Source organism: Acinetobacter sp. ANC_7553 (assembly GCF_056779895.1).
This window is the reverse complement of record NZ_JBWYIV010000001.1, coordinates 69,722-81,765: the sequence shown is the minus strand read 5'-3', so window position 1 is coordinate 81,765 and position 12,044 is coordinate 69,722. Positions and strand designations below refer to the sequence as shown.

Here is a 12,044-nt window from a genome sequence, read left to right as displayed (position 1 = left end):
ATTTTTTATAGATCGTATCAAGGCTGTCTATATCTAAAATCAATACCACAATTTTTGCATCGATAACTTGGTAAACCAAGAAATCGCCTGCCGATCTCAATTTCACTTTATAAACATCATCTGAGTTAGTGATTTTGTTTTTGGGAATCTTAGTGTTTTGTTATCACTTTGAAATTAATAAATTACTGCTAAATTAGCTTCCATGTTTGGGGGCTTTTTATGACAGAAAAATTATATTATTGGGCTGAAAATTTAAAAAATTATAGTTCTGACAATGATACGGAATATGATGAAGTTATAGAAATAAAACGACTTAATTTCTTTATTGGCAAAAATAATGCAGGTAAAAGTAGATTTTTAAGATCACTTTTTAGCACTGACATAAAATTTACAGAAATTAATTATGTCGATCCCTCTTCAATGCTATTGGCTTTAAAAGATATTGCATCTGACATCTATCCAAGGAATTTTGCATTCCAAAATAGTTATGGTGGAAATCTAAAAGAGTCTTTTCTAAATTTAATTCAAACAACATTGAATAATCTAAAAATAAATTCAAGAGTCAATTTTAAAAAAAGTTGGGATAATAATCTAACCGAAATTAGAAAATTTTACGTCACAAATGTAGAAAATAAATTTCCAGATTTATTGGAAATTTATGACCAGCAAACCCAGAAATTTCATCAAGAAAATAATTTTTATTATAAATTTTACATTCCTATATTAAGAGGCATGCGCCCTGTTACAAATCAAGAAAACAGACAACCATACATCGAACGTGCCCAAAAAGATTATTTTTCTGATACAGCTAAATTCAATGCTAAAAATATTATCACGGGTGAAAATCTTTATCATGAACTAAAAGTTCATTTATTGGGTGAGCCTGAACAACGTGAACTCATAAAAAGTTATGAAAAAAATTTAAGCCAATATTTCTTTGATAACGAAGCTGTTTCATTGATTCCTAAACATGATCAAGACGTTGTGAATATTAAAATTGGTAAAGATAAACAATTTGCTATATCTCAATTAGGTGATGGTCTGCAACAAGCCATCATTTTGACTTATGAAGCATTTATCAACAAAGATAAAACACATGCTTTCTTTATAGAAGAACCAGAACTTCATATGCATGCAGGTATGGTTCGTCAATTAATGAATTTCTATTTGAATGAAACTAACCATTATTATTTCTTTACCACTCACTCTAATCACCTTTTAGATATGGCAGATGAATCAGACCAGGTCATGATTCAAAAGTTTGTAAAACAACCTAAAGAAAACTCCAATGAGTTTGAGTTTAAAATTTACCGCTGTGACCGAGATCGTGACTTACTTGCTTCTCTCGGTGTACGCCCTTCTTCGGTTTATTTGGCAAACTGTACAATTTGGGTCGAAGGGATTACAGATCGGCTCTATATCACTAAATACATGGAAAAATATTTAGCTGAATTAGAGGAATCTAATGAGGAGCTTTATAAAAAGTATCGTCGCTTCATGCCCAATTATCACTATACGTTTGTAGAGTATGCAGGCAGTAACTTAGTGCATTGGTGTTTTAGCGATAATTATGCAGACCAACTAGAAGATAAAGGTTTAAGTGCTAAAGCCGTTGCAAGTGAAATGCTACTGATTGCAGATGGTGATATTGAAAATAAAGCTGATCGAATTCAAGTCTTAAGAAGTGAGTTAAAGAAAGAAAACTACCTAATTTTAGAATGTAAAGAAACGGAAAATACGCTACCTAAAGATTCTATAGTTAGAGTAGCTATTCAAAGATTTAATCGAATGAGATCTAAAACAAAAGATAGCTATGATATTTCTTTAATTAATAGTATTACTGATGAAAACTATTTCGTTCATAAAGAATTTGGTATTGGTAAACTTTTGGATATTAAATTAAAAAAACCATCGTCTAAAACCAAAAAATCTTTGTTTGCTGATGGAATAGGTGTAGGTACGATCAAATACAAATTAGATTTTTGTCGTGAAATCATCAAAGATTTTGATGAAAATCCTGATTGGCAACTTACACCAAAAGCTAAAGATTTGTGTGAGCGTATTTTTAAGCATATTGAAAGGTGTAATTCAAATTAGAAAAAAGACCGCCTAAGCGGTCTTTTTTATATCAATTTCATCAAGCCACTGGCGCTAACGTAAACAACACCTGCCCTGTTTTCACAGTTTGCCCTTTTTCAATGCTAATCGCTTCAACCTTCATACGTTCAGGCGCAATAATTGGAATCTCAATCTTCATCGCTTCAATCACGGCAAGCGTAGCGCCTTCTTCCACAATATCCCCTGACTGACATTCAATTTTCCAAATTGAACCCGGCATATGTGATTCCACCGCACAGCCCCCTTCAGGCACTTCCACGCCTTCACTATCATCCACAGTATCAAGGCTTTCAGACACGTATTCTGCAAGTCCTGCCTCATGCCAACGACGACGTTCTGCATCAAAGTTGGCTTGTAGCACAGACTTAAATGCCGAAATGGACTCTTGGTTTTCAGTTAAGAAGTCGTTGTACTCTTTTAAGTTTAATACGCCTTCTTCAAGACGCAGTTTTAAGCGACCAGCTTTAAAGTCCTCACGCATCTGCATCAGTTCTTCTTCAGACACTTCATAGAATTTAATTTGGTCAAAGAAACGCAGTAACCACGGTTTGCCTTGCTCAAAGTCAGCATTTTTACGGTAGCGTGACCACATTTGCGTGGTACGACCAACAAACTGATAGCCCCCCGGACCTTCCATGCCATACACGCACATATAAGCACCACCAATGCCCACGGCATTTTCAGGGGTCCATGTACGTGCAGGGTTATATTTGGTCGTCACCAAACGCTGACGCGGATCAAGTGGTGTTGCGACAGGAGCACCGAGATAAACATCGCCCAAGCCCATGACCAAATAACTTGCGTCATACACCACATCTTTCACAGCTTGTTTATCTTTTAAGCCATTAATACGACGAATAAATTCGATATTGTCCGGACACCACGGTGCATCTGGACGAACGGTTTGCATATAGCGCTCGGTGGCAAGTTGCGTTTGTGAATCTTCCCAAGCCAGTGGTAAATATACAGTCCGTGATGGGACTTGCATCTCGGTCACATCAGGCAATTCAGCTTCAGCCACTTGCAATAAACGCAGTAAATCAAGCTGATCGAGTTTGATCGAGTCAAAATGGATTTGTAGCGAACGAATACCCGGTGTTAGGTCAATAATGCCCTGAATATTCTGTTTTTGAACCCATTGCATGAGGGCATGAATACGGAAACGTAAGTTTAGATCCAGCACCAATTCGCCATATTCCACCAACATGTAGTTGTTGCCGGCAGGACGATACACCACATCAGGCGCACCATTTTCACCTTTTAAGGTATCGAGAACCGCATTTTTTAGAGTTGCGAGTTCAGGATAGAAAGACTCATCAAATGCCACCGCTTCTGTATCTGAAGCTTCTAATTGCGCATGATATTTTTCATTTAAAAGTTTGGCTTGGTGATAGCTTACAGGGACAAATTTCACTTTATCACCCGCTTTAAGCTGACCGAGTTTCCATAGCTCAGAGTTGATCACCACCGCAGGACATACAAAGCCGCCCAAACTTGGGCCATCTGGACCCAAAATAATCGGCATATCACCGGTGAAATCAATCGCACCAATCGCATAGGCATTGTCATGAATATTCGATGGATGCAGACCCGCTTCACCACCATCCTCACGTGCCCATTCAGGCTTTGGACCAATTAAACGGATACCGGTCCGGCTTGAGTTAAAGTGAATCTCAAAAGTATTGGCAAAGAAGGTATCAATATCATTTTTAGTAAAGAAATCAGGTGCACCATGCGGGCCATACATCACCGCAATTTCCCATTCATGACTAAATGACGGCACTTGTTCAGGCGCAAGGCTTTTCACTTCATCACTTGTAAATGCCGTAATTGGAAGCATATCGCCAATCAGTAAGTTACGCCCTGCATGACCGCCAAACTGACCGAGGGTAAAGGTCGCTTGTGAGCCGAGATATTCAGGCACATTCAAACCTCCTTTGATGCCGATATAGGTGCGGCAACCTGTTGTAATTTTGCCACATTTTAAAATCTGACCTTTACGCACATTGATAGTTTGCCACATTGGCACAGACTGACCATCTAGAGTCGACGGCATATCGCCACCGGCAAGCACAATTTGACTGTCACAATGGAATTTTAACGTTGGACCTTGTAGCGTACATTCTAAGCCTGCAGTGTTATACGCATTGCCAAGCAATTGGTTCGCAACATTGAGTGATAATGGATCAATCGCACCTGATGGTGGCACACCAACATCCCAGTAGCCCAAACGTCCTGTAACATCTTGCACAGCAGTTTGAATGCCAGCTTGTAACACTTCAATCTTTTGGGTTTTCCATTCAAAAGTATTTAAGAAACGTGTGGTTTGTGTCCCTACTTTAAACACATCACAGTCGATAATGTTTTGTAAATATTCAAGATTGGTTTCAATCCCTGCAACTGAAGATTTCGCCAAAGTATCCGTCATGGCTTGAATCGCAGAAGAACGATCGCCTGCTGTGACAATGATTTTAGCAATCATCGGGTCATAGAATGACGATACATTCGAGCCTGTTTCTACCCATGTTTCATTACGGGCATTAGCATCAAACTCAACATGTGTCAGTAAACCGGCACTTGGTTGGAAGTTTTTGATTGGGTCTTCAGCATATAAACGTACTTGAATCGAATGACCATTAGATTCCAATTTTTTAGTTGGCGCGGTCCAATCACCGCTGGCTAATGTCACCATCCATTCCACCAAGTCCACACCAAAGACTTGCTCAGTCACACCATGTTCCACTTGTAGACGGGTGTTCACTTCCAAGAAATAGAATTCTTGGGTGTCTGTATCCATCACAAATTCAACCGTACCGGCAGAACGGTAGTTCACCGATTGCATCAGTTGAATGGCAACATTTTGGATATAGGCACGTTGTTCATCATTGATATGCGGTGCCGGGGTTTCCTCAATCACTTTTTGGTTACGACGCTGTACCGAACAATCACGCTCACCGAGTGCGATCACCTGCCCTTGGCCATCACCAAAAATTTGCACTTCGATATGACGGGCATTTTGCACAAATTTCTCTAAGTACAAACCGGCATCTTTAAAGTTGGCTTGGGCTAAATAAGACACGGTTGCATAAGCATCTTTCAGTTCAGCTTCATTCCATACCAAGCGCATGCCGATCCCACCGCCACCTGCGGTACTTTTCAGCATCACAGGATAACCAATACGATTCGCTTCCGTTAAGGCTTCAGCTTCATCCGCCAATAACTGACTACCCGGAAGTAGCGGTACATTGGCTTGAATCGCAAGTTCACGTGCCGTGTGTTTAAGACCAAAGGCACGCATCTGCGCAGAATTTGGTCCAATAAAAGCAACGCCTTGTGATTCACATAGGTCGCAGAATTCAGCATTTTCAGACAAGAAGCCATATCCCGGATGAATGGCTTGTGCGCCGGTTTGTTTAGCAACCTCTAAGATTTTTTCAACGTTTAAGTAGCTTTGGCTGGCTGGTGCTTCACCGATATACACCGCTTCATCCGCTAAAGTCACATGCAGTGAATCACGATCGGCCTCTGAATAGACTGCAACTGATTGGATACCGAGTTTTTTAAGGGTACGAATGACACGACACGCAATTGCACCACGGTTGGCGATCAAAACTTTATTCAATCCATATTTTTTAGTCATGGTTATGCGTCCTCGCCTTCACGGATGATCAATTGAATTTTGGTTGGGTTATAGGCATTACAAGGATTATTCAGTTGTGGGCAGTTGGAGATCAGCACGATTAAATCCATTTCCGCTTTAATTTCCACATATTTACCCGGTGCAGAAATACCATCATCAAACTTTAGATGCCCCTCAGAGGTCACGGGCACATTCATAAAGAAGTTAATATTTGGACCGATGTGACGCACGTTTAAGCCGTGTTTTTTCGCAATCGGATGCTGAGACAATGCAATCATGAAATTATTACGGCAGCTGTGCATTGGATATTTGTCATGTGCATAACGCACCGTGTTACTTTCACATGAACATGCCCCGCCTAAAGTATCATGACGACCGCAGTTATCATCATGAATGGTGGCAATTTTGTTGCCAAAGTTGGTGTATAAGGGTGTGCCTTTTTCTAAATAGATTTGTTGATTAATCGCTAAGGTATCAGTTGCGCTATAACGCTCTTCAGGGTTTGATGTCGAGATAAAGAGCGTATCCACCGCTTGGTTGCCTTCTAAATCCACAATACGGAAATATTGTCCTTTTTTGACTTCGCACATCCATGCTTCACCGGCAGGACATACTTCGCTAAGGACCGTTTTTTCTAAGCTGTTTTGTAAATTAGCTAAAGCTGTCATGATTATTCTCCCCAATTAAGCGCTGAGTGCGTAGTAACGATTATTGTTTTGAAATGCTCTCTGATTTTGCGGGCATGAATCACGACATATATCGTTGCCGCTTAAAGGAAGTGCTTTGTATAAAGACAATTGAACATCGGCAGGAGAATATTCAGCGCTGTAATCTAAAGCATGCGGTGCGGATGATAAAAACACCAAGCAATCCATTTCAATGCGGAGTTCAATCACTTGATTCGTATTGTCAGATGCTACATAGCTGAGATTACCATGGTCATCCGGTTGAACTTTAGAAAACAGATTTAACGTACTGCTCAGGTCTGTTGCAGATAAACCAAACTTGGTCATTTCAAGCAGTAAAGAATCTTTACCGTTACGGTACATGTCGTTGCGTGCATCTTGAAACGTTTTTGAACCAAATTGTTGTTCAATTTGCTGTGCATTGCATGGTGCACAAAATGCATCATTCCAACCGTGGTCATCTTTGACAATGGAAATCATCGCGCGACCAAGGTCCGATGCAAGGATATGCCCAGTGCTTAAAAATGCCGTATGTTGCCCTTTTAAGCTGTCTGGCATGTTATACCGTTCGAGCTTGTCTTCGCTATTGACGCAGTACAGTGCCACATTGGCATTTTTACCTAAGGCTTTGAGTTGTAATACTGCGCCACGCTGAATGCGTGCTGACCAGTGGTGTCCACCCGGTAAACGTTCTGTCCAAAGGACTTGATCTTCGTGATAATTTATTGTGCTCATATGCATCCATCCCAATCTTTTACGGTTTACCTCCCGGGCTTTTATCCCTCCGTGTAGCTTGAGCTTGCAACTTAAGCCGTGAACTCTCGGTCGCAGACCTACATGAAACTTCATGTATCGGAACCCTAGATCACTTTATGATTGAATAGATAGATGCAAAGGCTGTGCCAAAGTAATACTCTTTTGTGTTTTAGTATTACTGTCGCTTGATATATAACATTTCTCTTAGAGCTGATTGTATTGAACAGAACTTAATTCAAGTAAATCTGTTGAATCAGTCGGAGTAAAGAATACTCGGGAAGCACCGAAATTAACCTGCGTGCAATTTTCTTGTGCAAAGAAAAAAGCTAACACATGATTCTATTTTGTTTGTTATGAGCGGTTATTTTCTGATTGCTTAAGTAGGTTTAGACTCTGGTTGATATCACGCACAGTGATTAACCTAAAAATCATAACTAAGCTTCCAAGTGCTACGAACAAAAGAAATACAAGTAAAATGATTAAAGTCATCCCTGTGTTTAATGCACTATCTGAGGTATAACGAGCTAAAAACCAAGTAAAATTTGAAAATATAAAAAAAGCTAAAGAACCGGTGACGGTATATAAGGCACCATACGCTAACCCTTTAAAGACTAATTCCCGTTCTGAATAAATACATTGAATTTCTCCATTTTCAACTTTAAAAAATTTCCATGTAGTGCGAAGGGACTTCACTAAGTAAAAATAGTAATCTGCATATTTGCGTATAAGTATATCGGTTAAGAATGAAGGAATCTCAACACCGCCATTGAGTTGATCACTGGCAATTTTCTTCAAAAAAGGATCTATTGTTTTATTCGGACTTACAGAGATAAATTCTCGAATGTAAAAAGATGCAGCCTCATATAAATTTTTATTTTCATTAAAACTTCTCAGACTCACAAAATACGTTTTTCGACCGTAAAAGACAGCGACGATACCTATAAGCGTCGTACAAATAATCGAAAATAAGCTGAGATAGTCTGAGACTGAAAATGAAGGTATGAGTTGTATCATGGATATAATCTTAAATTTATAATGAATTGAGTTTTATAATTAAAAAAAACACTTAGATAAATGACCAAAATGGTGGACAATGGACTGAGATCAAATCGTTTACTTTCTACAAACAGATGATGAGTCCAATGTCTCGATGTCAGACATCAATCTTAGTTAAAAAAGTATAATCAAAAGCAAAAAAATCGTCTTCATACAAATAATAGCGACTATCTAATTTTCATCTTAACTTCGCTCATTATTTATATGAAGATTCATTCGAGGTTCAATCTTCACTTTATTCAGAATGATTAAACTTTCTTACATGTAATAAAGTTTTCTTGATTCTGAAAATTTAGCTAATTTTTTTATAAATGAATCGAAATAATCTTTTTCCTTATCTTCAGTTCGAAAACCTGCATATAAAGTACGCCTTAACCCCTCTGGTGCAACGCAATCTAGGCGACGTGAAGTGACCCACCCTTTGGTTTCATATTCGTTTACCACCCAATCTGGTAAAGCTGCGATTCCACGCCCACTTGCGACTAACTGAATCAGCATCTGGGTCAGATCTGTGGTTCGAATATTTTTTGGAAGAATATTTGCAGGAATGAACAACTTCGACATGATATCTAAACGATGTTTGTCTACTGGAAATGTAATCAGCGTTTCTTCAGCTAAATCTTGAACAGTAATGTTTTTTGCACGTACCAAAGGATGTGTTGTAGATAAAACAAGTCGTGATTCATATTCAAATACTGGGAAATATTCAACTCCTTTTAATGCAATTGGGTCTGCAGTAATCAACAAATCAAATTCGCCATTTTGTAGCAATTCATGAGGATTTGCTTCAAACCCTGATGCAAAATCTAAATCAACATCAGGATATTGGTTTCGATACTGATTTAATATCGGCATGAGCCAATCAAAACAACTATGGCATTCTGAAGAAAATGTAATTCTACCAGTTTGCCCATGGATAATACGCGTGATATCACTTTGAGCAATCTGAACTTGCGGTAAAATTTCATCCGCTAACTGCAACAGTCTTAAACCAACATTAGAAAAAGTAATTGGTCTCGTCTTGCGGTTGACGACTTCAACCCCCATCCACTGATCAAGCTCACGTAACTGATGAGATACGGCTGAAGGTGTAATGCAGAGATCACTCGCTGCAGCGACTAAAGAGCCATGCTCTCTCAAAGCCAATAGCATTTTCAAATGTTTTAGTTCGATCATATGGGAAAAAACTCAAATCATGATCCCTCTAGGGATATATTAAAATCTTCGCTTTAGCCCACATTAAATGAGCTATCTAGGCTGATAAGACATTTGGGTGAAATTAAATCAATCCTTTTACAAGGAAGATACTTCCTATGATAACCAACAAGACAGCGAAACATTTCTTTAACATTGCTGGCGATAAGGCATGTGCAGTTTTGGCACCAAATTTTGCTGTTATAAAACTCATCACACTAATGCCAATCAAAGCATAAATATGAACATACCCGATGGTATTCGGCACATTGATCTCAGCAGTCATACCAAAAACCATAAACCCTATAGCACCAGCTAGAGCTATTGGTAATCCACAAGCAGCAGATGTACCGACAGACTTTTGCATCACGACCCCATAACGATTCAGATATGGAACGGTCAGACTACCACCACCTATCCCAAAGAGTGCCGATGCAATCCCAATGACACTACCTGCTGCAACTTGCTGACTTGATGAAGGAAGAGCCATTGTTGAATTAACTGCTTTGTTCGCGCCTGTAAACATAGTATACGCCACCCAAATCAAAAATAAGCCGACCATGATTTGAAGATGTAATCCCGGTAACAAACCAGCAATTCCAGCACCTGCAAAACAGCCGATGGCCATGGGTGGAGCTAAATTTTTAAATACAGGCCATAGCACAGCACCATTTTTATGGTGTGCCATTAATGAGCTAATCGAAGTGACAACGATTGTTGCTAAAGATGTTCCTAGTGCCAGATGCATAATTACATCATGATCATAACCCATTTGGGTAAAGACAATAAAAAGTAGTGGCACAATAATCGTACCACCGCCTACACCAAACAGCCCAGCCGCAAAACCAGCAAATGCACCGATGATTAAAAAGGTTATAAGTTCCACAATAGACTAACTTTTAAAAAGATGAAGGGATTAAGGGGTTGAGTTAAGCGTGTTCCAACTGACCCACTTGATGATAAGCACGGTTAAAGTACACCAAACTTTCTTCTTGATTACTTTGCTTTACTGCAGTCACACGGCATAAAAAAATACTATGTGTACCGACTTGTTGAATATTCTCAATCTCGCAATCAAAACTGACTAAAGCATCTTCTAAAATCGGCGACCCAGTTTTTAAATCAATCCAATCACCTAGTCTGAAACGATCTTCTGAGCTGAGCTTGCTTGAAGCAAAAGCATTCGAAAGCTGTTCATGCTGAGTACTCAGTACGTTTACAGCTAAGACTTTATTTTCAACAAAATGTGCATGTGAACGAGAGGACTGATTCATACAGACTAATAGTGTTGGCGGAGTATCTGTGACACTACATACCGCAGATGCAGTAAAGCCATGCATCCCTGCTTCGCCTGTGGTTGTAATCACATTTACCGCAGTTGTAAGTAAAGACATTGCATTTCTAAAGTCTGTTGCTTCAATCATCTCTTTCATCTCAAATATACATATGACGTGTCGTACATTAGACAGAACAAATGATCTTGCGACGATTTGCCCTGATTAATGCAAGACTACGTTTGATTAAGCTTCTAGCTCTTTACGGACAATGGCAGCTCCAGCACTTAAAGCCTCAAGCTTGCCACGTGCCACTTGACGAGAGAGCGGCGTCATACCACAGTTCGTTGATGGATAAAGCTTATCCGCGTCCACAAATTGCAAAGCTTTACGCAGGGTATTCGCGACTTCTTCTGCGGTTTCAACTTGATTAGTTGCCACATCAATTGCACCTACCATGACTTTCTTACCACGAATCAATTCAATCAAATCCATTGGCACACGTGAGTTTTGGCATTCAAGCGAAATAATATCGAGCTTAGATTGTTGTAGCTTCGGAAATGACTCTTCGTATTGACGCCATTCATTACCCAAAGTTTGTTTCCAATCGGTATTGGCTTTAATACCGTAACCGTAGCAAATATGAACCGCAGTTTCACATTTTAAACCTTCAAGTGCACGCTCTAGGGTTGGTACCCCCCAATCATTTACTTCATCGAAGAATACGTTAAACGCCGGTTCATCGAATTGGATAATATCCACGCCTACTGCTTCGAGCTCTAAAGCTTCTTGGTTTAAAATTTTGGCAAATTCCCAAGCCAATTTTTCACGGCTCTTGTAGTGACCATCAAATAAAGTATCAATCATGGTCATTGGACCAGGCAACGCCCATTTAATTGGCTGATTGGTTTGGCTACGCAAGAATTTCGCATCTTCAACAAATACCGCTTGTTTACGAGAAACTTCGCCCACAACAGAAGGTACACTTGCATCATAACGATTACGAATACGCATGGTTTCACGCTTTTCGAAATCTACACCTTCAAGATGCTCAATAAATGTAGTGACGAAGTGCTGACGGGTTTGTTCACCATCACTCACGATATCAATACCAGCAGTGACTTGCTCATGTAATGATAATTTCAATGCATCACGTTTTGCCTCAAGAAGCTCTTCCCCTTCGAGTTTCCATGCAGACCATAGTTTTTCAGGCTCAGCTAACCAAGATGGTTTCGGTAAACTACCCGCAGTTGAAGTTGGGAGTAATAATTTCGGTGGTGTAAGTGCCATGTCTAATCTTCTTTCTCTAAATTCGTGAAT

General features: G+C 39.5%; 9 protein-coding genes and 1 riboswitch. Of the genes, 1 reads left to right on the top strand and 8 read right to left on the bottom strand.

What is annotated here, in order from left to right; all coding sequences use genetic code 11:
- Window positions 1-219 precede the first annotated feature (219 nt).
- Window positions 220-2,097, top strand: coding sequence for an AAA family ATPase (locus tag AC1M9I_RS00415; protein WP_481594560.1), 1,878 nt, complete (start codon window positions 220-222; stop codon window positions 2,095-2,097).
- Between the two features lie 40 nt (window positions 2,098-2,137).
- On the opposite strand, the gene uca is transcribed toward AC1M9I_RS00415, so the two are convergent.
- The 8 genes from uca to AC1M9I_RS00375 all read right to left on the bottom strand — a co-directional run bounded on the left by uca (window position 2,138) and on the right by AC1M9I_RS00375 (window position 12,014).
- Window positions 2,138-5,758: an urea carboxylase gene (gene uca, locus AC1M9I_RS00410; protein WP_481594559.1), complete on the bottom strand. Its 3,621-nt coding sequence runs from the start codon at window positions 5,756-5,758 to the stop codon at window positions 2,138-2,140.
- Window positions 5,759-5,760: 2 nt separating this feature from the next.
- Entirely contained in the window at window positions 5,761-6,426 is a 666-nt protein-coding gene (locus AC1M9I_RS00405) for an urea amidolyase associated protein UAAP2 (RefSeq protein WP_481592742.1), read from the bottom strand.
- A gap of 15 nt (window positions 6,427-6,441) precedes the next feature.
- Window positions 6,442-7,179: an urea amidolyase associated protein UAAP1 gene (locus AC1M9I_RS00400; protein ID WP_481592743.1), complete on the bottom strand. Its 738-nt coding sequence runs from the start codon at window positions 7,177-7,179 to the stop codon at window positions 6,442-6,444.
- A 28-nt stretch (window positions 7,180-7,207) separates the two neighbouring features.
- Window positions 7,208-7,319, bottom strand: a riboswitch (guanidine-I (ykkC/yxkD leader).
- A gap of 232 nt (window positions 7,320-7,551) precedes the next feature.
- Window positions 7,552-8,214: a hypothetical protein gene (locus tag AC1M9I_RS00395; protein ID WP_481592744.1), complete on the bottom strand. Its 663-nt coding sequence runs from the start codon at window positions 8,212-8,214 to the stop codon at window positions 7,552-7,554.
- Between the two features lie 300 nt (window positions 8,215-8,514).
- A complete protein-coding gene (locus AC1M9I_RS00390) occupies window positions 8,515-9,432 on the bottom strand; it encodes a LysR family transcriptional regulator (RefSeq protein ID WP_180027730.1) in 918 nt (305 codons plus the stop codon).
- 103 nt (window positions 9,433-9,535) lie between these two features.
- Window positions 9,536-10,336: a sulfite exporter TauE/SafE family protein gene (locus AC1M9I_RS00385; RefSeq protein ID WP_481594558.1), complete on the bottom strand. Its 801-nt coding sequence runs from the start codon at window positions 10,334-10,336 to the stop codon at window positions 9,536-9,538.
- Between the two features lie 43 nt (window positions 10,337-10,379).
- Window positions 10,380-10,874, bottom strand: a complete 495-nt coding sequence (locus tag AC1M9I_RS00380) for a flavin reductase (RefSeq protein WP_481592758.1) — start codon at window positions 10,872-10,874, stop codon at window positions 10,380-10,382.
- A 96-nt stretch (window positions 10,875-10,970) separates the two neighbouring features.
- Window positions 10,971-12,014, bottom strand: coding sequence for a methionine synthase (locus AC1M9I_RS00375; RefSeq protein ID WP_481591114.1), 1,044 nt, complete (start codon window positions 12,012-12,014; stop codon window positions 10,971-10,973).
- Between the last annotated feature and the right edge of the window lie 30 nt (window positions 12,015-12,044).

Bases quoted from the DNA above. Each gene is read 5' to 3' on its own strand.
- AC1M9I_RS00375 (WP_481591114.1), bottom strand. From the start codon at position 12,014: ATGGCACTTACACCACCGAAATTATTACTCCCAACTTCAACTGCGGGT.
- AC1M9I_RS00395 (WP_481592744.1), bottom strand. From the start codon at position 8,214: ATGATACAACTCATACCTTCATTTTCAGTCTCAGACTATCTCAGCTTA.
- AC1M9I_RS00380 (WP_481592758.1), bottom strand. From the start codon at position 10,874: ATGATTGAAGCAACAGACTTTAGAAATGCAATGTCTTTACTTACAACT.
- AC1M9I_RS00390 (WP_180027730.1), bottom strand. From the start codon at position 9,432: ATGATCGAACTAAAACATTTGAAAATGCTATTGGCTTTGAGAGAGCAT.
- AC1M9I_RS00400 (WP_481592743.1), bottom strand. From the start codon at position 7,179: ATGAGCACAATAAATTATCACGAAGATCAAGTCCTTTGGACAGAACGT.
- uca (WP_481594559.1), bottom strand. From the start codon at position 5,758: ATGACTAAAAAATATGGATTGAATAAAGTTTTGATCGCCAACCGTGGT.
- AC1M9I_RS00405 (WP_481592742.1), bottom strand. From the start codon at position 6,426: ATGACAGCTTTAGCTAATTTACAAAACAGCTTAGAAAAAACGGTCCTT.
- AC1M9I_RS00415 (WP_481594560.1), top strand. From the start codon at position 220: ATGACAGAAAAATTATATTATTGGGCTGAAAATTTAAAAAATTATAGT.